The sequence below is a fragment of the Paraconexibacter sp. AEG42_29 genome, from assembly GCF_040581415.1.
Classification (GTDB): Bacteria; Actinomycetota; Thermoleophilia; order Solirubrobacterales; family Solirubrobacteraceae; genus Paraconexibacter.
In genome coordinates this window covers 2,881,549-2,902,433 of record NZ_CP114014.1, presented here as the reverse complement: position 1 = coordinate 2,902,433, position 20,885 = coordinate 2,881,549, and the positions used below count along the sequence as shown (strand labels likewise).

The 20,885-nt window shown below is 68.4% G+C and carries 20 protein-coding genes and 1 tRNA gene; 7 read left to right on the top strand and 14 right to left on the bottom strand.

Annotated elements, in window-relative coordinates:
• Positions 1-18 precede the first annotated feature (18 nt).
• The 3 genes from DSM112329_RS14020 to DSM112329_RS14010 all read left to right on the top strand — a co-directional run bounded on the left by DSM112329_RS14020 (position 19) and on the right by DSM112329_RS14010 (position 3,049).
• A complete protein-coding gene (locus tag DSM112329_RS14020; protein ID WP_354702481.1) occupies positions 19-819 on the top strand; it encodes an FkbM family methyltransferase in 801 nt (266 codons plus the stop codon).
• Positions 820-1,187: 368 nt separating this feature from the next.
• Positions 1,188-2,504, top strand: coding sequence for an HD domain-containing protein (locus tag DSM112329_RS14015; RefSeq protein WP_354697173.1), 1,317 nt, complete (start codon positions 1,188-1,190; stop codon positions 2,502-2,504).
• On the top strand, positions 2,501-3,049 hold the full coding sequence (locus DSM112329_RS14010; protein WP_354697172.1) for a hypothetical protein: 549 nt from the start codon (positions 2,501-2,503) through the stop codon (positions 3,047-3,049). Before DSM112329_RS14015 ends, DSM112329_RS14010 begins: the two co-directional genes overlap by 4 nt.
• Before the next feature lie 359 nt (positions 3,050-3,408).
• On the opposite strand, the gene DSM112329_RS14005 is transcribed toward DSM112329_RS14010, so the two are convergent.
• The 5 genes from DSM112329_RS14005 to DSM112329_RS13985 form a co-directional block, all read right to left on the bottom strand.
• A complete protein-coding gene (locus DSM112329_RS14005) occupies positions 3,409-6,198 on the bottom strand; it encodes a DUF4365 domain-containing protein (RefSeq protein ID WP_354697171.1) in 2,790 nt (929 codons plus the stop codon).
• Between the two features lie 143 nt (positions 6,199-6,341).
• Positions 6,342-7,049 carry a hypothetical protein gene (locus DSM112329_RS14000; RefSeq protein ID WP_354697170.1) on the bottom strand — a complete coding sequence of 236 codons (708 nt, stop codon included), beginning with the start codon at positions 7,047-7,049 and terminating at the stop codon, positions 6,342-6,344.
• A gap of 237 nt (positions 7,050-7,286) precedes the next feature.
• Positions 7,287-7,562: a hypothetical protein gene (locus DSM112329_RS13995; RefSeq protein WP_354697169.1), complete on the bottom strand. Its 276-nt coding sequence runs from the start codon at positions 7,560-7,562 to the stop codon at positions 7,287-7,289.
• 98 nt (positions 7,563-7,660) lie between these two features.
• Positions 7,661-8,284, bottom strand: coding sequence for a suppressor of fused domain protein (locus DSM112329_RS13990; RefSeq protein WP_354697168.1), 624 nt, complete (start codon positions 8,282-8,284; stop codon positions 7,661-7,663).
• 98 nt (positions 8,285-8,382) lie between these two features.
• Positions 8,383-8,601 carry a PLDc N-terminal domain-containing protein gene (locus DSM112329_RS13985; RefSeq protein WP_354697167.1) on the bottom strand — a complete coding sequence of 73 codons (219 nt, stop codon included), beginning with the start codon at positions 8,599-8,601 and terminating at the stop codon, positions 8,383-8,385.
• Between the two features lie 177 nt (positions 8,602-8,778).
• Between DSM112329_RS13985 and DSM112329_RS13980 the strand changes: the two genes are divergently transcribed.
• Positions 8,779-9,189, top strand: a complete 411-nt coding sequence (locus tag DSM112329_RS13980; RefSeq protein ID WP_354697166.1) for a hypothetical protein — start codon at positions 8,779-8,781, stop codon at positions 9,187-9,189.
• 186 nt (positions 9,190-9,375) lie between these two features.
• Here DSM112329_RS13980 and DSM112329_RS13975 read toward each other — a convergent pair whose 3' ends face one another.
• The 3 genes from DSM112329_RS13975 to DSM112329_RS13965 all read right to left on the bottom strand — a co-directional run bounded on the left by DSM112329_RS13975 (position 9,376) and on the right by DSM112329_RS13965 (position 12,475).
• Positions 9,376-9,816, bottom strand: coding sequence for a hypothetical protein (locus DSM112329_RS13975; RefSeq protein ID WP_354697165.1), 441 nt, complete (start codon positions 9,814-9,816; stop codon positions 9,376-9,378).
• A 1,281-nt stretch (positions 9,817-11,097) separates the two neighbouring features.
• Positions 11,098-11,958 (bottom strand): ATP-grasp domain-containing protein, encoded by an 861-nt coding sequence (locus tag DSM112329_RS13970; protein WP_354697164.1) that lies wholly within the window; start codon positions 11,956-11,958, stop codon positions 11,098-11,100.
• A 49-nt stretch (positions 11,959-12,007) separates the two neighbouring features.
• Positions 12,008-12,475, bottom strand: coding sequence for a hypothetical protein (locus tag DSM112329_RS13965; RefSeq protein ID WP_354697163.1), 468 nt, complete (start codon positions 12,473-12,475; stop codon positions 12,008-12,010).
• A 251-nt stretch (positions 12,476-12,726) separates the two neighbouring features.
• Here DSM112329_RS13965 and DSM112329_RS13960 point away from each other — a divergent pair, with 251 nt between their 5' ends.
• The gene (locus tag DSM112329_RS13960; protein WP_354697162.1) at positions 12,727-13,275 is read left to right on the top strand and encodes a hypothetical protein; all 549 of its coding nucleotides are present in this window, start codon (positions 12,727-12,729) and stop codon (positions 13,273-13,275) included.
• Between the two features lie 185 nt (positions 13,276-13,460).
• Complete coding sequence (locus DSM112329_RS13955) at positions 13,461-14,093, top strand: recombinase family protein (protein WP_354702480.1); 633 nt, start codon at positions 13,461-13,463, stop codon at positions 14,091-14,093.
• Positions 14,094-14,804: 711 nt separating this feature from the next.
• On the opposite strand, the gene DSM112329_RS13950 is transcribed toward DSM112329_RS13955, so the two are convergent.
• The 6 genes from DSM112329_RS13950 to DSM112329_RS13925 all read right to left on the bottom strand — a co-directional run bounded on the left by DSM112329_RS13950 (position 14,805) and on the right by DSM112329_RS13925 (position 19,765).
• On the bottom strand, positions 14,805-15,032 hold the full coding sequence (locus DSM112329_RS13950; RefSeq protein WP_354702433.1) for a helix-turn-helix domain-containing protein: 228 nt from the start codon (positions 15,030-15,032) through the stop codon (positions 14,805-14,807).
• A 64-nt stretch (positions 15,033-15,096) separates the two neighbouring features.
• Positions 15,097-16,386, bottom strand: coding sequence for a site-specific integrase (locus tag DSM112329_RS13945; protein WP_354702432.1), 1,290 nt, complete (start codon positions 16,384-16,386; stop codon positions 15,097-15,099).
• A gap of 215 nt (positions 16,387-16,601) precedes the next feature.
• Positions 16,602-16,674 (bottom strand) — tRNA-Ile (locus DSM112329_RS13940).
• Positions 16,675-16,788: 114 nt separating this feature from the next.
• Positions 16,789-18,633: a GMC family oxidoreductase N-terminal domain-containing protein gene (locus DSM112329_RS13935; RefSeq protein ID WP_354702431.1), complete on the bottom strand. Its 1,845-nt coding sequence runs from the start codon at positions 18,631-18,633 to the stop codon at positions 16,789-16,791.
• 32 nt (positions 18,634-18,665) lie between these two features.
• Positions 18,666-19,145 (bottom strand): nuclear transport factor 2 family protein, encoded by a 480-nt coding sequence (locus DSM112329_RS13930; protein WP_354702430.1) that lies wholly within the window; start codon positions 19,143-19,145, stop codon positions 18,666-18,668.
• 74 nt (positions 19,146-19,219) lie between these two features.
• Positions 19,220-19,765 carry a hypothetical protein gene (locus DSM112329_RS13925; RefSeq protein ID WP_354702429.1) on the bottom strand — a complete coding sequence of 182 codons (546 nt, stop codon included), beginning with the start codon at positions 19,763-19,765 and terminating at the stop codon, positions 19,220-19,222.
• A gap of 133 nt (positions 19,766-19,898) precedes the next feature.
• On the opposite strand from DSM112329_RS13925, the gene DSM112329_RS13920 reads away from it, so the two are divergent.
• Positions 19,899-20,750 carry a serine hydrolase gene (locus DSM112329_RS13920; RefSeq protein WP_354702428.1) on the top strand — a complete coding sequence of 284 codons (852 nt, stop codon included), beginning with the start codon at positions 19,899-19,901 and terminating at the stop codon, positions 20,748-20,750.
• The last annotated feature ends 135 nt before the right edge of the window (positions 20,751-20,885 follow it).

Here is a 20,885-nt window from a genome sequence, read left to right as displayed (position 1 = left end):
AGGGTGCTCTGGTTGCTCATGCGAACCTGCTCGCCGACCGGGCTGCGGCGGCTGCGCCGCGGCCTCGTCCTGCGGTCGGTGGGCGCCGTCACCGGCCGTGGTGACGTGCAGGTGCTGGGTGGCCTGGGCGTGAACCTGCGTCTTGACGCTGCTCACTTCCCGTACTGGGAGACGCAGTCGTTCGGCATGCTCGCCGGCGTCCACGAGCCGATGGTGCAGGAGGCGATGCGGCGGACGCTGCCTGCGGGTGGCACGTTCGTTGACGTCGGCTGCAACATCGGAGTGACCGCGCTGACCGGGGCGCGACTCGTCGGCGGGGGTGGACGGGTCATCGCCGTCGATGCTCAACTTGAGTCCGTGATGGCGACTCGGGCCAACGCGGTCGCGAACGAGATGGGTCAGATCACGGCGGTGCATGCGGCGGTGTCCGCCTCGGACGGGAGCGCGGCGATCATCGTCGCGCCGGAGTCGCTGTGGACGCGTCTGGCGTCGGTGAGCGAGGACGTTCATGAGGTGCGCCGGGACGTCGTGCCGGCCGTGACCCTCGACACGCTGCTGGCACGTCACGGCGTACACCGAGTAGACGCCGTGAAGATCGACGTTGAGGGTGCGGAGCTGCTGGTCCTTGACGGCATGCGGGAGACGATTCGATGCCATCGCCCGGCGATCATCTGCGAGATGCACGGGACGAATGCCGCGTTCGCCGAGCGGATGCGGGAACTGGACTACGTCGTGACCAACCTCGATGGACCCGACGCCATCGCAACGACGACTCCGAACGCTCACGCCCTCGCCGTGCCCCGAGCGACGCTTCGGTAGCGCGTTGCCCCCCGGGGTCCTGGTCGCGGCGGCCGGAAAAGGAACCTTGACCGGACGCGGCGTCGCCGCAAGTTGCTCGTGACGCGTGCCTGCCGCCGAAGTGATGTTTGACCGCCGCCCACGGACCTAGCCCAGTGTCAGAGGGCCCGCTGGGCACGGGTCGCTGTGCGTTTCTTCGGCTCGAACTGGCATGGCCGCGTCGAGAAGACGCGCAACCTAGCTGACCCGATGTCTCCGCGGGGGCTGGCGAACCTCAGCGGACAGTGCCGCGGCGTCACCGTGCATCTATCGCACATTTCGCGTGCCCCCGGATGAGCCGTCAGACCGCCCAGGCCATCCCGTCGTGCCTGACACGTAGCGTGTGACTGATGGTGCTGCAGATTCGCGACCCGCTTCATGGCTTCATCGAAGTGACGGGATCCGAGCAGCGCGTGCTGGACTCCCGGCCGTTCCAGCGACTGCGGCATGTCCAACAGCTTGCGATGACATCGCTCGTCTACCCGGGCGCGACCCACCGCCGCTTCGAGCACAGCCTGGGCGTGATGGAGCTCGCCACGCGCACCTTCGACGTCATCACTAACCAGAGCCACCTGACCGACAAGGTCCGCGAGGTCGTGCCGGCCGACAGATTGGACTACTGGAGACAGGTCGTTCGCGTCGCAGCGCTTATGCACGACACCGGCCATCTGCCGTTTTCGCATGCCGCCGAGGGTCTCCTGCCTAACGGAAGCGATCACGAGACCCTAAGTGAGCTGTGCATCACCTCGGACGAGATGAAGGCCGTCTGGACAGAGATGAAGCTTTACCCGGACGACATCGTCGCTGTCGCCGTTGGCCCAGCCACGCGCGCGACTGGCGACATGGCCTGGATTGAGATCGTTAAGGAGATCATTACCGGCGACGCGTTCGGCGCCGACCGCATGGACTACCTGCTCCGCGACTCGTACCACGCGGGCGTCGCCTACGGGCGGTTTGACCACCTGAGGCTGATCGAGTCGCTGCGGATTCTGCTGCCTGCCCGAGCCGGCGGCAAGGACGGGCAGAGCGCGGCACCGACGCTCGGCATCACGGAAGGCGGGATCCACGCGGCAGAGGCGTTGCTGCTCGCCCGCTACTTCATGTTCTCCCAGGTCTACCTGCAGCGCACCCGCCGCATCTACGACGTCCATCTCGTCGACTTCCTGAAGGCGTGGCTCGGTGAAGCTGGGTACTCCATCGACCTGGAACCGCACCTGGCGATGACCGACAACGAGGTGCTCTCCGCCATCGGGGAGGCGGCGCGGAACCCACGCCTGCCCGGCCACGTTCACGCCCGTCGCATCACAGACCGGCAGCACTTTCGAAGCGTTTACACCCCGACCACTGAGGACCTCGTCCGAAATGCCGCGGGTGCGAAGCAGCTCAGCGAAGCAATCGCGGAGACGTTCGGTGCCGAGCACGTCAGGTACTCGAGCGAGCGAAAGGCCGGCTTTTCCGGCGACTTCCCGGTGCTGCGACGGGACGCGAAGGTGGTGTCGTCCGCGACGGCGTCCGACGTCCTCGGCAATATCCCAGCGATCGTCACCCACCATGTGTTCGTCGCGAGAGAGCTCTCCGACGAGATAGCAGCGTGGGTTGAGGCGAACCAATACGAGATCACGGCCCCTCGGGCGGAAGAAGACGAGGACGGGGAGGAGGCGTCATGACCGAAGCACGACAGGCGGCTATCGTCGCCGAGCTCGTCCGACAGCTGCGCGACCACGGTAGTTGGGCTGGCGAGACACACGTCCAGAAGACCGCGTACTTCCTGCAGGAGATGCTCGACGTCCCGCTTGGCTTCGAGTTTCAGCTCTACAAGTTCGGCCCATTTGCATTTCAGTTGCGCGACCTCCTCGGACAGATGCGCAGCCTGCGGCAGCTGCGGCTAGAACCGCAGCCAGCGCCGTACGGCCCCAAGCTGACCCTCGACGACGGCGCCCCGCAGCTGCGGACACGCTTCCCAAAGACCGTCCGCACGTACGACCCGCATGTCAGTTTCGTGGCTGAAGAGATCGGCAAGTACGGCGTCGGCACCTTGGAGAGGCTGGCCACCGCGTTGATGGTGAAGCTCGAACTCCCCGACGGCGACGCGAGCGCGCGCGCTGCTCTCCTACACAGCTATAAGCCGCACGTCTCGGTGACCGACGCTCTCGATGCGCTGAGCCAGGTCGACGCGATCCGGGACAAGGCCCGCGCAGCCTCCATCATCTGATCGCGCTGGCAGCCCGCGCTGGTGGGAACCCTCACCGGACGCCTTCGACGGATCGGACTGGCCCGATAGATCCGTCGCCGCTCGCTCTCCTGCAAAGACCTAGCCGGCGTGGCGGAACGGTGGCCCAGGCTTGTCGGGCGCCCACCCTGCGGCGAGTCCGGCCCAGATCGCGGCAGCGACCCCGGCCGTCGTCACCACTCCGGGGCTACCGCTTCGACTGGACGCAGTAGACGTCGCCAGGGGTAGATCGTCGAACCCGACGACGTCGAGGGACTCGCGGTCCCGGACCCCGATTCGCACAATGGTTGGACCGATGATCGCAACCAGCGTCCAAGAGGTGAAGCGCCGTCTAGCATCGATCACGCCTCGTCGGCAACCATGCGCCGCACGGTTGCGGACGCATGGTCGGCAAGCAGGGCGCGGATGTCGTCGAGGTCGGCCGACTGCGGGTGTTCCTCAATGACGCCGGCCACCGCAAGCGCGCTAGTGCGTCCCCGATCCTTGAGCAGCTCGGTGAGAGCGGCGCGGGAGCGTCGGGTGTCGTGTCCGTCGAGGATGCACAACACTAATCCCCGTCCGGCTTCGCCTCGGACCACGGGCGTTGCGTCGGCGGCCAAAATGCTCAGAGACCCGCAGTCCCGAGTCTCGCTGGCCAGATGGGCAGCCCACATACGCCGCCGGTAATCGCCCGCGGCGAGGCGAGCGATCTGACCGGGCGCATGCTGCTGGTCGCCGCGGAGGATGACGTTCGCGTAGGCCACTTCGCCGGTGAGATCTGGCTCCCCGTTAAAAGCCAGGCGCGGGTTCCCGTGCTTGTGTGCCTCTGCGATCGCATCTGCCAGCAGGCCCCGTGTCGATTTGTCCAGCTCCGCTCGGGTAACCCCCATGATGGCTCCTCGTTTGAACCAGCGCGGGACGAGCGGGTCAGCAAGAGCCATGCCGACCAGGTCCCACCCGGCGGCCTGTTCGTCGTAGGCGGAGAGAATGGCGACCAGGCCGCTGAGTGGGCTGACCCCGACCTGGTGTGACAACGCATCGGCGTGGGTGGCGACCAGGTCGTCGCGCACTCGAGTTAGGTAGGCGTCGCGGATGGCATCAAGGCTCGCCGGAGTCAGAGCAGTGAGATCGTCGATGTAGGAGAGCAGGCGCAGCTTGCCGCCGATGACGCGTTGCGCGAGAGCTTGGCGCCGATCGCTGTCGTACCGCTGCAGGACGTAGTCGGCGCCGACCTGCAGGGGTAGTTCCGCGTCGGTGGTGGCTACGGCGAGGCGGGCGGCAAGTCCATCCGTCCATCCGGGCCGCGGGGCTGCAGCGATGACCTCTCCCCAGGTGTCGGCAGCAAGATTCTGAATCTGATCGCGATGAGCTTCGACCGCGTTGACCGCGATTGAGGCGCCGGTGGTCGGGAGCGCCTGCAGGATGCCGGCTAGGCGCTCGCCGACCCATTGGTGCACGTCGTAGCCGTGCCGGTGGGTGAGTCGACGCAGATGGGTCGGGTCGCTAAGCGCGTCGATTAGCCAGTCCGCGGCCGCTGCGGCGACCCGCTCGTCGGCCACGTCACCGGCGACTTTGAGCATGTTCAGTTCAGCGAGGATTGTGCTCGACCTGCTCTGCGAGAAGTCGATGCGCCGGGTCGCCTCGGTAACTGCATCTGCTGGGCCGGCTCCGGCGATCCAGCGCGTGGCCCGGGTCAGGGCTTTCTCGTCTCCGCAGCGGCGAAGTAAGTCCAGTGTGCCAGTGAGGTCGTCAGCTGGCTGGTTAGCCGCGTTGATGAGCTGCTGGCGCGCGAGAAGGCCGGAGTAGTGGCGCCATTGACCGTGTGAGCCAAGCACGCCGGCCTGGATGGAAGCGGCAAAGAACTGATTGTTGGCCTTGTCATCGTCACGCGCGGACGGGTTGTGGCCGACCGCGGCGTCAAAGACGGTCTGGATGAGGGCGGACGCTCCGTAGAACGCGGTTTGTGAGCGCCACCAGGCCACCGCGGTGTCGTTGAACTGAACCGTGGTGCCGATGTCGTACTCGCCCCAAGGCGAGATGTCGAACAAGATGGCTGCGGCTATGCCGCGGATAGCGGTGGCGGTGACGTCGTGGCGCTGGGTGGCGCCGATGGCCACGCTCAAGGCGGCGGCTCCGCGGGCGTCTTCCAGCGCGGCGAGCTCTTGGTGGGTCTGAGCGAGGTGGAGATGAAGCCACGCGTGATCGACTGGGGCGGCGCCGTCTTTCTCGATCTCTGAGAGCAGGACGTCTCTGGCTGCTCTTGGATCGCCTCGGGAGAGCAGCCGATGAGCAATGATTGCGGTCACCGCGGACCTCTCATGCGCGGGCCCGGCCTCGTGTCTGAGCCTCGCGAAGTCCGGGTCCTTGGCCCCCGCGACCCAATCGTCGACTGCCCCGACAAATCGCCAAACCCATTCGGGATGGTCGCGGGTCTCGGCCCTTGTCGGAATGCAGTTGGGCTCTTTGATCGGAGACCAGATCTGGTCTCGCCGTGCTTGCATGAGCAGGGCCACCACCTCATACGGGGTGGTGGGATCGATGCCGGAGTTAGGGTGAGGGGCGATCAGACGCGGTGCGACGAGTGCGAAGCGCAGCAAGTCGCTCGGTCCCTTCGGCGTCGCTCCGGTCCAGACCGTGCCTTCCAGCGGCACCGCAGGACGAATGGTCGCAGCAACCGCGAGGAGCTCGTCGTGCTGCTCGCCACAGACCACGTTCGCCGCCGGCACCCTGACTTTGCGCCCGACCCCGGTGGACTCGATCGTTTCCTGGGTCAGGGGCGCCCAGTGGCACAGCTTGGTGGTGTAGTCGTACAGCACCAGCACGTGGGGCAGTGCGTTGTCGGCCCAATAGGCGGCGTGCTTCACCTCCACCCGGACCCACCAGCCGACGTGCTGGCCGTTTTCGCGGATGGGCTCGTCCAGGTTGGACGACCCAGCTTTGCACTGCACCCCGAGGTATTCCCCGCGGTGAAAGCGCCGGTCACGAGCCGCGACCAAAATGTCAGTGCCCAGGTCCTGGGCTGAGGTGGTCAGGGTTCCGGGCCAGTCAAGGTCGGCGAAGGCGTCTAGGGCCCTCGTCTCTCCTCGGTTACCGGTGTCGCTGGTCCTGGCGGCACGGATAGGATCAGGGATGGTCGTCTGGTCGTCTGGCATTAGTTGCGGCATCAGAGCGCTGGCAAAATCGCAACTAGGCCGGTGGTCTTGCGGCGAAGCGATAGATCGGGCTCTCTGCCGACTATGCCACTTGTCTGGCGACCAGCCTGACGTCCGTTGAGGAACCCCCACCGGACGCCCTGCTAGCGGCAAAAGTCGTTCCAAGGCCAGTTAGTCCACGCAGTGCTACATCGGGGCCGCGGCGACTTGAGCGAAAAGGTCCGCAGTCGGCCGGACTCGCGCCACGTAACGGTGTCGCCGCGAAGACGCAGCGTCGTTGGATCTATGCGGTCGTTCTGGGCGAGCGTCCGGGTGCCGCCAGAAGGAAACGCCAATCGCACCGCCGTCACTGGGTGGATGCCGTTGCCCGCCGGCCGCGGGCAGCGCGTTCCGCGGAAGCGCGCGACCGCAGGCGGGATCCGCGCCGACGCGCACGACGTCCAGATCGCGGCGCCGGACGGCCGCAGCACCATATGGATCACGCGCACGATCCCGTACGTGGCCCCGGCGGGGTACGAGCGACGGCGCCGAACCGACTCCCTCGGCCCGTTCAAGTCGACGACCTCGATGCTCGTGTTGTCGGTCTCGTTGACGTCGAACTCGACATAGGTTCCGTATGCGAGCAGCCCAGCGGAGGCAGCCATCGCCGGCGGCTCGAACACGAAGCTCGTCCGCTGATCCCCCAGGGCAAGCTCACGGCCGGAGCGGGTGCCGCACGCACGGATCGATCCCGCCCCCGTCCGGTAGACCTGGACACCCGCCGCGCTCAGCACGGCGTCCGACGCCACCCCACCGCAGGGGCGGCCCGCCCCGGCCCTCCCCGGTCCGACGACAAGCGCGAGGAGAAGCACGCCAACAACGCTGCAGCAGAAGCGGCTTTTCCGTTCGCTAAGAGATGACGGCACGGGCGCAAGCCTCCCCGATCCCCGATCGTCCTGTCGATCCGACGCTCACGGGACCTCTCGCTTCGCTCAACGTTGGCGCAGAAAAGAGGCGCGGTAGTTCTACTCGCCGCGTGCCTGGTTGCACCGCCCCGGGCATGCCGACGCCGTCCGGTCGGGAACCCCTACCGGACGGGGAAGCGACTCCTAACCAACGCGCAGTTCGGCCAACACCGACCGTGCAGCTGCGCGGTCTCGTCGTGCGTCGGGTACCTGACCCATGTCTCGCGCGAACTCGGCCAGGGCCGCCGCCAGCGTCTGTTCGTTGGCCCCAGCGTCGAAGTGAGTGACTAGCGCTGCGGCCTCGCTGGCGTACTCGCGTACCGGCTGATCGTCGAGGTCACGGATGCCCAGGACGTCCCAGCGGTCTAGGAGTACCCGCGCGACTCGGTCTATCCGCTCGGTGGACGCCGGGGTGCTCATTAGACAGAGGCTACGACGCCCCGATATCTCCGGCACCGCTCTCCCGCCCGCTCGGACCGGAACCCTGAGCGGACGCCCTGAGCGTCCGGTTGTCGGTCTTAGCTGGCTCTACCGGGGTCTGTCACATGGAGCGGGTTCGTTGCGCTCAGTCTCTGCAGGACGGTCTCGGTGCTCGAGTCCTTCATGTCTTGAAGCTCGCCGTCTGTGATGCCGACGAGACGGTGGAAGGCGTAGTGGCCGAGGGGAAACTGGCCTGGGGTTGCGGCGGGTTCGCTCATCACGGCGATGGCTGTTAGCTTCGATTCGTCGCCGTCGAGCGGTCCGCCAAGGGCGATGCGATCCCCGATGTCGTGAGGGTGCCCGCTGGACCACGTGGCTTTGGCGAGCCCGTGCAGCAACCGCAGCGCCCACGCCGGAGGTTCGTCGGACGGTGGTGTCAGCAGCGTGAGCTCGTAGCCCCATCCGCTGAGCTTTGTGTCCTCGGACTGCTTGGTGTGGAGCTCCGTCAGACCGAAGGTGACGAAGTGCCAGCCGGCCGCCGTCGGGTATGCGCTGATGCCGTCGAGGGCACCTCCGAGAGACACCGGCGCGCCCGGAGCGAAGTGGAGATCCTCCACGTCTGGAAACGCCACCGCGAACGCCGTTTGGATGCTCTCCCAGCCCGGCGAGCTGTCGTCGACATCGCTGGCCGGCGGCGACTTCTTTCGCCCGAACAATCCCATCCGCGAAGTCTCGCATTCCACCAGCACGCCCTCGGCCAGGTGCCCGCTCGGAACCTCGACCGGGTTAGCCTCCGTCCGCCTACTCGGTCGTCGTCGATCTACGAGGCATGGTTCGGACCGACGACGCTGCGTCCGGCAGGGCGCATGACGAGCCACGCGATCAACCCGAGCCCAGGGACGGCGACAAGCACGATCAGCCACACGAGCTTCTCGGTCTGGGGAAGTGTGCTGCGACGCAGCTCAAGCAAAGCCCTGATCCACAGTCCCAAGACCACACCGATCACGACAAGGGCGAGAAGGGCGACCACAACGCTCATGAGGCAGCGATACCCGCGGGGCCAAGCCGCTACGCCAGACCGGCGCGCGCTCAGGAACTCTCCCCGGTCGTGCCTGCACGCGACGAGTCGTCTGGTCTTCGGCTGGGCACCGTGCCGCGGGAGAGTGGCTGTGAATGGCGATCCTGAGGACCGTGGTGGAAGCCTAAGATCCGACGAGTGCGCGCGGCGACGATTGCATCGGTTCTGATCGTCGGTGTGTTGTCCGGCTGCGGCGGTGACGAGCCCGCCGGCCCCGCTGCGGTCATGTCGACTTATCTCAGCGCGGTCGCGGACGGCGACGGCGAGCGAGCGTGCGCCCAGCTCACGGAAGCGACGCGACAAGCGACCCTCCGAGCGGCGGCACGGAACTTCCCCGATCTCGACGCGAAGACGTGCGGTCAGGCGCTCACGCGGTTGTTGACGCGCCTTAGCGAAGCCGAGCGGACGCAGGTTCGAGAAACGAAGGTTCGGCTGATAGCTGCTTCCGACGCTCGCGCGACCGTTGAGTTGCGGGAAGGGGCGAAGCCCGCACAGCTCCTGAAGCGCGACGGACGCTGGTACGTCTCCGGGGGTCTCTTTCAGGAGTAGAACGCCAGTCAGTTGCGCCAAGCGGTCGCTGCGTTCGCCGAGTAACGTCAATCGGACGTCATCAATCGGGACGTCGGCGCGGGGCAGAACGACGTAGCGACTGCGAACCGACAGCCGTCGAGCGGGCTCGATCAGGTGCTCTAGCCCTGAGTAGGGGCTGACGAGGGAGACCCGGGAGCCCGGGGTTCACCCGCGCGGACGCGCTAACCGCCACCATCGCGCGCGTCTGCCTCGCCCGTCTTGGGGATCCGACTCCGGCCGTTGCCGGCCGCAGCTCGCGTCGATGACCTTGCGCTGGCCGACCGACAGGGCGAGGTCCGCTGTCGCCGTCCGCGGCTGTGTGCCCCCGATCCGGGTCACTGCACCCACCGCGGGCGCGAGGATGGTCACCGTGACGCGCACCTCCTGCTCGGACTCGACCACTTTGACCCCGTGCGGCTCCTCGCCGTTGAAGTCGATCTCGTAGAAGAGTTTCAGGCGCCGACCCTCAGCAGCCCAAGATCGGAACGCGCGCGCCTTCGGCATCATCCGTGAGGGCGCACAGTGCCGGACGTCGACCCCTGCGCCGTAGCGGTCGCGCAGCGTCGCCCGGGCCGCGTCCTCATCGGCGGCCACGATCTCCAGCATGGCCCGACCGGTCCGCACATCAGGCGACGAGAGCACGACCTCGATTCCAACGGCACGGAGGTCGTCGCGATCGCGCCGGACCTGGGCGAGGACATCCTCAGGGTCGTCGTCTGCGGCCGGGTTGTCGTGGTCGGCGTCGATCTGGAGACCCTATTTGCCAGCGGGTCCGTCGCAGCGGACCCAACTACCCAGCCACACGCTATGCGACGAGCCTCGCTCGTTCGGTCGCCTTACCGGATGGCGTCGAAGACCGGCAAGCGGACCGACGGGGAACCTCGACCGGGGCAGAATTCCTGACAAGCGGTTTCCGCTCGGCGGGCGGGCGGCCGTGCGGCGGGTATCGTCGGCCGAGTGAGATCGCGCCTCTGGGTGTTCTGTGTCGGGCTTCTGCTTAGCATCGTCCCGCTAGGGATCCAGGGAGCAGAGGGGAACGTCGCGCGCTGGGGGCTGTCGTTCATCGCGGTCGCTGTACTCGCGGTCATCGTCGCTGACATGTTCGACGATGGCTCAACCCAGCGGCGAACCTTGATGGTGTGGGCTGCGGCCGGGGCGGTCCTTCCGTCGCTGCTCTTGCTCGGTGTCGAGTTTCAATAGACGCCCGCACCGAACCCTGAGCGGACGCCGAGATCGCAGGTTGCCGACCTTCAATCTGCGGGTACGCCAGAGCCGTGATAGACCGGCTCACCTGCTGGCGTTCGTTGGACCGGTCGCAGTTCGCTAGAACGGTGGCGGCATTCGTGCTTGGGGCAATGCGGTGACCGTGACCAGGTCGCTCAGGAGGTCCATCGCAGTCGCCGCTACCGCGACGTGCGTAGGCGGCTGCGGGAGTCGCGATGAAGCGTCGCTTGCCGGGTTGCCGTCCACGGCAGGCCGATCCGACGCCGAGCAGATCGTTGATATCAACGAGTACTTCAACAGGGCCGCGCGCACCAAGGACTGGGCCGCGGCCTGCCAAGCCTTGACTGCCGAGAGCCAAAGGGCGGCGATGGAAGGATTTGATGGGCAGACGTTCGACACGTGCGCCGATGGGCTCCGAGATCTCGGGGGTCCGACACCGATCTCGCTGACCGTTGCCGGGGTCGGGGTGACCGGTAACCGCGCCGCGTCCAAAGGAGTGCGTTTCAGACGTGTAGGAAGCCGATGGCTCCTGTCGCCGGTCGACAGCAAGCCGATCGGCGGATGACCGACACGCTCACCTGAGCTCTGTGGGCCAGTCCTCGCTCGCGCCGGCGTGTCTTGTGCTCGTGTCGCTGAGGAACCTCGATCGGACACCGCGCCTGTTCAGGACGGTGTGATTAGGGCGTCCAGCAACCGGCCAGGTTCGGTCGTCGATGGAAGGCCGGAAACTTGGGCGTCGCCCACTTCGACTACGCGCCAGTCGCCGTCGGTGCTGCGAACGAGGTCGACGGTGACCAGCGGGCAGCCAAGTGTTCGGACCGCTTGGCTGAGCTGCGCGATCGGCAGCGTGTGCGCGGGTGTCGCGTGCGGGGTGTCTGGATGAGCGCTCAGCAGGACGAGCTCGCCGTGGAGCCACCAGGAGCGCAGTTCCTCGTGTTGCCATCGCTCGAAGGTACGGAATACGAGGCCGCCTTGGAGCTGGTCATCGCGCTCGCGCAGAAACGCCTTGATCACGTCGCGGACCGCGACAGGGTCCTTGGTGTCTGGAATGAAGACGGCGGTGTCCCAGAGATGCTTGACCGTCTTGACGTAGTCCTTGACGATCGCCGACCCGGCGAGCTGCGCGACCGTTCGCACGGCCTCGTTGACATCGACCGGGAGAGGCAGCCACACGCTGTGTGGCGTTAGCTCGGCGAACGTGGCCTGCCAGCCGGGGAGGTGATGTGCACGGGCGTACTGGTCGGGGTCGGTGAGCAAGCGCACCCCTCTGGCCGCGCAGCTGGCGTGCAGCTTGGCGTACTGCGCAGTGGTCATCATCCAGCCGCGCAACGCCGCGGCAGCCTCGCTGTCCGACGTGGGTGCCGGCGAGCGGACGAGCTTGTGGTTCATGTCGTCGTACAGGCCGACGGGTATACCGCGTTCGCGTGCGGCGGCGACGTCTGCAGCGAACGACGGGTCAGCCGCGCGAGGACGTGTCGGATCGCAGGGCACCAGCAGCGCGGCAGGAGGCGAGGCGGACGTCACCAGCAGACCGTACGGCACGGTCCGTCCAGCGGCGCCCGCACCGGAACCCCTACCGGCCGCGGGCCGCTGCCGTGCGGCGGATGCTTCTCGTGTTCCCCTCCACTGCCAAGAGGGCGAGCGCTGTTGCTGAGGTCGAACACTCCGCGACGCTTCGTTGCAGCCAGTCGCCCGCACCCCGGAGATCGGCCGGGTCGCCGCCCTTATCGATGCTCTTGCGGACAAGCCATTCGTCACATCGCGCTGCGGCGAAGGGGTAAGCCCGGAGGGCATCGCCGTGGCGGGCCGCCCAGGATGCAAGGTCCTCGTGCCGCGCTAGGTGGTTAGCGGTTGCCGTGACGAGTTCGACTGCGACAGCGGAAACCATCGATTGGTCTGGGTCAGCGGGAAGCCGCTGCAGTAGCTCGCCGGCAACAGCTTCGTCGCGGCCGGCCTCGATGGCGATTTGCCTGTACCGACTCCAGCGCACGTGCTCGTCTTCGGATGCGAGGGAAGCGTCGTCCCAGTCGATGTGGCCCACGGGTCGATCGTCGCAGACTGCGTTCAACGCCTGTCCCCATCGGAACCCTCAACTCCAAGCCCCTGCCGGCGGTAAGAGCGGCCGCGGGGTGGATGAGCGCCTCGCGGCGGCAACGGGCGTGGCGCCTGTCGCGCGGGACGACGGGTGAGACACATCGCGTCTTGGGAGCTGATGGACGCACAGCGCCACCAGGCGCTGGCCGTCGACGCAGACCGTGTCACGCGCAAACAGCTATCCGGGAGTTCGCCACCGTGCCAACAGCCGACCGGCAAGCCGAACGTCAGGGCTCGACGAACGCACGCGGACTGATGCAGGCGCCACCGTTGCCGCCGCGGCTGGCGGCTTTGTGCCGACGGCTGGCCTACGGCCGTCCGCGTTGTGCGGCGCTGCTGTGCGCCGTGTCGCTCGCCGGTTGCGGCGCTGGTCCGGACCAGCTCGACTCCGCTGGTCCCGTTGCCGTGTTTGAGCGGTCCTTGCGCGAGATGGCGAGCGGCGACACCGAGGCGGCGTGTGCGTTGTTCACCGCGCGCTTCCGCGAACAGCTCGCTCCCGCGTCTAGCGGGCGCGGCTGCCCCGAGGCGATGGCTGCCGGCATGAGTCCGATGCCGGATGACCAGCGGGCAGCGGTCGCCAAGATCCGAGTCGGGCGCGCCACCGTCCGCAAGAACACGGCGGAGATCGCAGACTCGGACATTGTCTTCCCAGCCGAGCTCGACGCCGCGTGGCGAAACGTCGATGAGTTGCCTACGCGTCTCGTTCGCCACGGAGGCCGCTGGTTGGTCGACGGCGACGGGAAGTGAGGTGAAGCCTCGCGCCTGCTGTCGCGGTTGGGCGCGTCCGGGCGCGTCGGCCGGGACCGTCTCACGCTGGAGACTATTGCCACCCTGCAGCGGCGAGCCGATGCATTCAGGTGTGAGCCGTGGGACATAGCGAGGTCGGACCGCTGCCGTCGAGCTTCGGTGCTGGGCCAGCCACGGCGCCGGGCATCCGTGTCGGCTACGCCCGCGTGTCGACCGACGAGCAGGACCTGACCGTGCAGCGCAACGCGCTCGCGGAGCTCGGGGCGTCACGGATCTACATGGACCATGGACTGACGGGCACGAACCGTGACCGGCCTGGCCTGCGGGAGGCGATGGCGGCATGCCGCGAGGGCGACACCCTGATCGTCACCAAGTTGGACCGGCTTGCCCGTTCTCTGCCTGACGCGCGCGACATCGTCCAGGAGCTAACAGAGCGCGGGGTGAAGCTTTCCCTCGGTGGGTCAGTCCACGACCCGAGCGACCCGGTCGGCCGACTGCTGTTCAACGTGCTGGCGATGATCGCCGAATTCGAGTCTGATCTGATCCGCGCCCGGACGCGGGAAGGCATGAAGCTCGCCAAGGCGCGCGGGCGACTCCGCGGAAAGCCGCCGAAGCTCTCTCGTGCTCAAGAGGCGCACCTGGTCAAGCTGCACCGCGCTGGCGAGCACACGACATCCGAACTCGCGGAGCTGTTCAGCGTCGGGCGATCGACGGTGTACCGAGCGCTAGAGCGCGACGCGGCGCGCTGCGAGGCGCTTGCTGAGCTTGTCGAGTTCGCTGATGAGCCGGCCGGCAGCACGCACGATCCCGAGCCCTGAGGCACCGACTGGCCGGCCACGCGGCCGCCCGAAGGCTAAGACCGGCAGGTACGGCGGGGTGCGCAAGCGGCTGACGGCGGACGGTCCGCGTCACCCTGAAGTGACCTCCAGTGTCGTCGCCCGCGAGCCCGACCCTCGGGTGATGGACCGGGCGACCCATTCGGGGCACGGCCACGACACTCGAACGTTGTGCGATGCCTTCGATTTTCGATGGACCTTGACGTGCGATGACCGGCAGGATCGACGTCGTCCCGTAAGGCCCGTCCGGTGACCGGTCCGGTGATGGGACGTCATACGGGACGCAGAGCCCGCGCGGTCGGCGCCCGTGACAGCCTGTCGGAGGACACGTCGAAGTCGCGCGACGCGAGAGCGGGGGAGAGGCACCGCCGCACAATCCGCGGCCCTGGGGTCAGGACCACCCGAGCGGCGGAGAGGCGCAGCGCCGACCCAGCCGAAGTAGCGGTGAGCGCTCGCGTGGTGTCAGCGCTCTGTGTGCCGGCGCGCATCGCGGCCGGTGACGCCGTGCCGCACCCCGCGGATCGTGCCGCTCATGTGGGGACGCGGCTGGCGGCGACGTTCCGGTGGCCGGTGCCTGGCCGAAACGCACCGCGGTTCCGCAGCCGACGCAACCAGTCCCCGCGGGGTCTTGGGGTCGGTCGCGTGCAGTGTCCCGCTGAGACGGGCCGCACGGCCCCGCGCTCTGAACCTCCCTTACAGCCGTCGTCCGGTGCGAGCCAGGCTCTTCAGGGTCCGTTCGACGCTGGGTCGGTTGAAGCGCTGGTGCTTCCCGATCCAGACGCAGGGCAGTCGGCCTTCGCGCGCGTACAGGTGGACCGTCTTGGCGGGGACGCCGCCGAGCAGGTCGCGTCCGACCTCGGCCGCGGTGAGAAGGGGGAAGACCAGGGGGTCGTCGACATCGTCGAGAATTTTGGAGCTCATGCCTGATGAGCGAACGCGCGGCCGCAGGCTGCGCACGCGTCGAAGGCCCGGGTAGGTCAGGTGCCTAGACTCCGTCGTGGCCGATGCGCTCAGTCCCCGCGACGCCCAGTGGCGCGCGCTTGCGGTCGATCAGGGCGCCGAGCCGGTCGGCGGCGTCGTTCTGCGGGACGTGATGCAGGTAGATCAGCGTGGTGCTGATGTCCTCATGGCCCATGTAGGCCATGACGTCGCGGATCGCGAACGCCTCCGCCGCCAGGGTGCCGAACGTGTGGCGTAGATCGTGCCAGCGGAACGGGATCTGCCGCTCGCGAAAGTGCCCGAGTCCGGCGCCGGCCAGGGCGTCGTAGAGGGCGATCCGCGCTGCGCCTTCCGGGAGCGCGTCCCCGGTCTCGGTCGGGAAGACGCGATCGGTCGCGCCGACGAGCAGCGGGCGCCGCGACAGGTCATCCAGCGCTTTGGCGGCGTGCGGGATCAGCGGCACCATGCGGGCCAGGCCCGACTTCGGGGCCGTCTCCTGCTGCGTGCCGGCGGCAAGGCTTCGACGGACCTGGATGCGGCTGCCGGCGAAGTCGATGTCCTCCCAGCGCAGTGCGCGCGCCTCGCCGATCCGCAGGCCGGAGAACGCGGAGAACACGATCAGGGCCGCGTAGAGTTCGCGGCGGTCCTTGTCGACCGCGGTCTGTGAGGTCGCCGCGGCGGTCGCAACCGCGAAGACCTGATCGGGATCCAGGACGAGCAGGTCGCGGCGACGCTTGACCTTCACCCGCTCGAGATTCGCGCACGGGTTCACGGGGATCCAGCCGCGGCGCTTTGCGAGCTCAAGGACGCCGTGCAGTAGCACCATCGCCTTCTGCACGGTGCGCGGGGACAGGTCGCGCATGAGCAGCTCGGACTGCAGCTTCTCCAGGCGCTCCTGCGTCACGCGTCTCAGAGGCGTCTTGGCCCCGAGCGGTTTGAGCATGTAGCGCTCGGCGTCGTTCTTGTAGCTGGCAAGCGTCGAGGGCTTCAGACGGCGCTCGTGCGTGCGGTGCTGCAGCCAGGCGTCGACTGCGTCCTGAAGCGTACGATCGTGATTAATGACGCTCGCCTGGGGCCGGCTCCGCTCTTGGGCAAGGAGCTCATTGAGGAGTGCCTGGGCCGACTTCGGCGTTACATAGCCCTCAGGACACGGACCGTGCGCTGCCCGCCAGATCACCGCCCCGCGCGGTGTTCGCCGGCCGGAATCCTTTACCCAGGCTTGGCCGAGAACTTTCCGCGTGGACTTGCCGGAGGCCGTCATGTAGTTCGCGACGTACGCGCGACCTGAGCCGCGCTCGTTGACCACGACGTGACCGACGATGTTCTTCGCCTTCATCGCGTGCCCGAGAGGCTGCGGCGGTGATGATTCATACGGTTCCCCGGTGGTGTTTCCGGCCCCCGTACGCGTTCGCCGGAGAGCCGCTAGTACTCGCGAAACGGAGCCACCTTGGTCCATTGCGCTGTCCCGCTAGAAAACAATTCTAGAAAACAATTCGGTAGTCCGCGACGCCGAGTCGCGCAAAACTACCGATGAACACTGGAGATTTGAGGTAGGGCGGCTAGGATTCGAACCTAGATCTGACGGATTATGAGTCCGCGGCTCTGACCATTGAGCTACCGCCCCGCCGCGCGCAGGCTACCGGCTTGCCGCGGCGCGACCGCGGGACGCGCGGCGGCTCAACAGACAGGCCGGGACGGCAGACCGAAGGCCTCGGAGTGGAGCCTCCGGGGGCGGCGGTCAGTGTGTGCCGACGTGCTCCCGGAGCGAGAAGCCGTGGTCGACGGCGAGCAGTTCGGCGGCCTTCTCGCCGATCATGATCGCCGGGGCGTTGGTGTTCCCGCTGATGACGTCCGGCATCACGGACGCGTCCGCGACCCGCAGACCGGCAACGCCGTGCACCCGCAGGCGCGCGTCGACGACGTCCCCGATCCGGCAGGTGCTGGTCAGGTGGTAGACGGTCGTCGCATAGTGCCGGGCCATGTCGACGATCAGCTCGTCGGTCAACGTGTCGCCGGGCGCGTGACCGTGCTCGGCCGCGAGGGCCGGGGGCACGAACAGGGGACCGAGCGCGTCGGGATCGGGCCAGCGGTCGACGACGTCCAGTGCCCTGCGCACGACCGCCACCATGACGTCGAGGTCGTGCGGGTCGCCGAAGTAGTTCATCCGGATCTCGGGCGCGGTGGCCGGGTCGCTGCTCGTCAGCACGATCTCGCCCCGGCTGTGGGGCTTCACGGGGTTGGCCAGGACGATCACGTTCTGGGCGTCCGGCCCGATCGCCACCTCGGGATCGGCGAAGTACTCCGTCGCGTCGATCCGCATCAGGTCGCGCCACAGGTCGGGGTTGTACCCGCAGACCATGAAGCCGAGCTGCGCGTCGTGGGTGTGCTCGTCGCCGAGGCCCGTCGAGTACCAGGAGCAGGCCTCGTAGAGCGACGAGGACGCCATGCCACGACCGGTCGTCGCCCACTCGGTGACGCGCCGCTCGGCCTCGGCCCGGAGCGCTTCGAGCTCCGGGGGAAGGCCGGCGTCGTCGGCCGGATCGGCGGGCAGCGGTCCCACCGGGGCGCGGAGCGCGTCGGGACCCATCGAGATCGCGGCGTCCGTCATGGACAGCCCGAGCCCGGGTGCAGGGAACATGAGCGCGAGCTGCAGGTGGTCCTGAAGGTGCTTGCCGACGTCGGGCGCGTCGAGCCGGCACGGGACCCCGGCGGCCTCGAGCTCGGCCCTGGGACCGACTCCCGACAGGAGCAGGAGGTGCGGCGACCCGACGGAGCCGGCGCTCAGCACGACGTCCTTCGCCGCGTGGATCACCACGGTCTCGCCGGCCGCGGTCCGGTACTCGACCCCGGTGGCGCGGAGGCCGTCAGGCCCATCCTCGATAACGAGCCTGGTCGCCTGCGCGCCGCAGATCACGTCGAGGTTCTCGCGCTGCTCGGCTTCGCCCTCGAGGAACGCGTGGTAGGTGCTCGTTCGCCTGCCGTCGCGGGTTGTGGTCTGCAGCAGTGACGTGACGCCGTCCGCGTTGTTGCGATCGCTGCCGTTGTAGTCGCCCATCGGGATCCCGGCGGCGACGGTGGCCGCGACGAACTGCTGGGCCGCGGGGAGGACCGGGCCGCGCACCGACACGCCGAGCGGCCCCTCGGTGTTGTGCGCGTCGAAGTCGACGACGATGTCGCCGCTCGGCTGCAGGCCCTCGCTCTTGCGGAAGAACGGCACGAGGTCGTCGTAGCCCCAGCCGGTGGCGCCACCGTCGGCCCAGGCGTCGAAGTCGCCCGGGTGCCCGCGGACGTAGGCCATGTAGTTGATGCCGGAAGAGCCGCCGAGCATCCTCCCTCGGGGGACCATCATCCGTCCGTCGCGGAGTCCGCGCCCTGCGCCGCCGGCGTCGGCGGTGTACTGCCAGTCGGTCTCCGGGTTGGCCTGCAGCGACGCGCACGCGATCGGCATCACCTCGGCCGCGGGCGGCGCCTCGCCGGCTTCGAGCAGGGCCACGCGGCACGTCGGGTCCTCCGACAGGCGCGCCGCGATCACGGCTCCAGCTGAGCCCCCACCGACCACCACCACGTCGTAAGCATCGCTCATGGCGCGACCTTACCTACGCCGGTCCACAAGGATCACATTTCCGGTAGGTCGACGGCGGGACGCGGTGCTGCCGAGGCACCGGCCTCGGCGGTGCTCGTGACGCGGACCTGCCGGATGACGTCGTACATGTCGTAGTAGTCGGCATGGGACGCGAGCAGTCCTTCGGGGGTCAGCGTGCAGTGCGCCACGCCGCGGACGCTGAAGCGCTCGCCGGTGACCGGGATCAGCTCGTCCTTGACCCGCAGCGAAGCGGTCGCTGTACCGCTCCAGTCCCACAGCGCCGCGAAGCCCTCGTCGTTCCCGTACGCGTCGAAGAAGACGATCTCCGAGTCCGGCGCGAACACGAGCATGAACGCGTGGAACCGGGCCAGCTGATCGTGCCCGTCGCAGGTGAGGTCCGAGCCGACGTCGCGGTAGCGCGCGTCCGGTGCGTAGAAGTCCAGCAGGCCCTGACGCTGCGGATCGCTCCATGCGGAACCCCAGCCCTCGAGGTACTCCTTCGTGATCTTCATGCGCCGGACTTCCCCTTCGGTCGTGGACGGGCGACGTGTGGCCGCAGTCCTGCCGATCATCGCACCCGGACCCGCTAGGGCAGCGGCTTGAGTCCCTGACCGGTCGCGGATTCGCTGCGGTACTCGAACTTCTCGCAGCCGATGAACTTCCAGTTCGCCTTGCGCGACCTCGGGACGTGGACGATGTCGCGTCCGGGGCCGCAGTTGACCGTCCCGCGGCCGTAGCGCGCCTTGATGGCGTCGTTCCCCGGCCCGCCGTCGAGCGTGTTCCGCCCGTGCGAGGAGTACAGGAAGTCGCTGCCGCCGCCGCCGTAGAGCTTGTCGACCTGCCCGGTCGGCTGGCCGTCGCCGATGTAGTCGCCCCAGAGGACGTCGCCCTGGTCACCGCCGTAGAGCGTGTCGGAGCCGTGGTAGCCGAGCAGCTCGCTGCTCGCGTCCCGCGCGGCGTAGAAGGTGACGCCCTCAGGGCCCGCGATCTGGACGTTGCTGCGGTCGATCGCCGGCCAGAACTCGTGGCCTGCGCATTTGCTGGTGACACCACACGCGGTGGCGCCGGCCGCCTGCTCGCCGGTGGCGAAGGCGACGACGGTGAGGATCAGTGCGAGAGAGATTCGGTTCATGCCGCGACCGTAGGACGACGCGCGTGAAGCGGACGTGAAGCAGACCCACGTCCAGGCAGTGGTCGGCCGGACGGGCAGCGGACGGACGACCGACGCCGGCCTGAGGCCACGGACCCTGACGTAGGATCCGCGCGTGCTCGCTCACGCCGACACGTGCGGCAGTCCCTGGGAACCCGCGCAGGGGCACCGCCCGCGGCGCGCACCCCGCGGGCGACGCCTGTTGCCGGCGGCCATCGGCGCGTTCCTCGCCCTCGCCGGGACCGCAACGGTCCTGCCGCCCCCGACAGCGAGCGCGGCGACGGCGGCCTGGCGCCCGGACCTGAGGGCCGCGAGCGCCTTCGCGGACGACCGGGCCGGCACGACGCGCATCTCCATCCGTACCTCCGGCGGTGCGGCGCTCGGCCTCCGCGAATACGCGCGAGCCCCGTCGGCCAGTCTGGTCAAGGCGATGCTCCTCGTCGGCTGGCTGCGACGGGCTGCGGACCGGCCGCTCACCGCCGGCGACCGGCGACTGCTCGATCCGATGGTCCGCCGCTCGGACGACGTCACCGCCACCGTGCTGCGGGACCGGCTCGGGCAAGGCGCGCTCGTGCGCCTGTCCCGCGCCTTCGGCATGCGCCGCTTCGAGGAGCGTCCGGTGTGGGGGCTGAGCCGCTCGTCCCCGGCCGACCAGACCCGGTTCTTCCTGCGGATCGACCGGCTGATGCCCGCCCGGCACCGTGCGTACGGCATGCGTCTGTTGGCCACGGTCGTGGCGGCGCAGCGCTGGGGCATCGGCCGCGTCGCGCTCCCGGCGGGGTGGCGGCTGTACTTCAAGGGCGGCTGGGGCTCCGGCACCGGGGCCGTCGAGCACCAGAGCGTCCTGCTCGTCCGCGGCAACCGCCGTGTCGCGCTGTCGGTGATGATCGCCGGCTCCCCATCGCACGGTTACGGCAAGGAGACCCTGCGGGGGACCTTCGTCCGGCTCCTGCACGGCCTGCGTTAGACCGCCGGCGACCCGCTGCTGTCAGGGGGCGCGGCCAAGTTCGCCGCGTGGATTTGGCGCTTCGGCATACGCCCGGCGTCTGGCACGCGGATTAGGGTTCGCCAAACGGGCGCGACGTCCCGGGGGCGCCCAGGA

What these genes read in the sequence shown, in the direction of transcription:
- DSM112329_RS14010 (WP_354697172.1), top strand. Translation starts at nt 2,501, where the DNA reads ATGACCGAAGCACGACAGGCGGCTATCGTCGCCGAGCTCGTCCGACAG.
- DSM112329_RS13935 (WP_354702431.1), bottom strand. Translation starts at nt 18,633, where the DNA reads ATGAGCGATGCTTACGACGTGGTGGTGGTCGGTGGGGGCTCAGCTGGA.
- DSM112329_RS14005 (WP_354697171.1), bottom strand. Translation starts at nt 6,198, where the DNA reads ATGCCAGACGACCAGACGACCATCCCTGATCCTATCCGTGCCGCCAGG.
- DSM112329_RS13925 (WP_354702429.1), bottom strand. Translation starts at nt 19,765, where the DNA reads ATGAACCGAATCTCTCTCGCACTGATCCTCACCGTCGTCGCCTTCGCC.
- DSM112329_RS14015 (WP_354697173.1), top strand. Translation starts at nt 1,188, where the DNA reads ATGGTGCTGCAGATTCGCGACCCGCTTCATGGCTTCATCGAAGTGACG.
- DSM112329_RS13950 (WP_354702433.1), bottom strand. Translation starts at nt 15,032, where the DNA reads ATGAGCTCCAAAATTCTCGACGATGTCGACGACCCCCTGGTCTTCCCC.
- DSM112329_RS14020 (WP_354702481.1), top strand. Translation starts at nt 19, where the DNA reads ATGCGAACCTGCTCGCCGACCGGGCTGCGGCGGCTGCGCCGCGGCCTC.
- DSM112329_RS13985 (WP_354697167.1), bottom strand. Translation starts at nt 8,601, where the DNA reads ATGAGCGTTGTGGTCGCCCTTCTCGCCCTTGTCGTGATCGGTGTGGTC.
- DSM112329_RS13975 (WP_354697165.1), bottom strand. Translation starts at nt 9,816, where the DNA reads ATGCTGGAGATCGTGGCCGCCGATGAGGACGCGGCCCGGGCGACGCTG.
- DSM112329_RS13945 (WP_354702432.1), bottom strand. Translation starts at nt 16,386, where the DNA reads ATGAAGGCGAAGAACATCGTCGGTCACGTCGTGGTCAACGAGCGCGGC.
- DSM112329_RS13930 (WP_354702430.1), bottom strand. Translation starts at nt 19,145, where the DNA reads ATGAAGATCACGAAGGAGTACCTCGAGGGCTGGGGTTCCGCATGGAGC.
- DSM112329_RS13995 (WP_354697169.1), bottom strand. Translation starts at nt 7,562, where the DNA reads ATGAGCACCCCGGCGTCCACCGAGCGGATAGACCGAGTCGCGCGGGTA.
- DSM112329_RS13990 (WP_354697168.1), bottom strand. Translation starts at nt 8,284, where the DNA reads ATGGGATTGTTCGGGCGAAAGAAGTCGCCGCCGGCCAGCGATGTCGAC.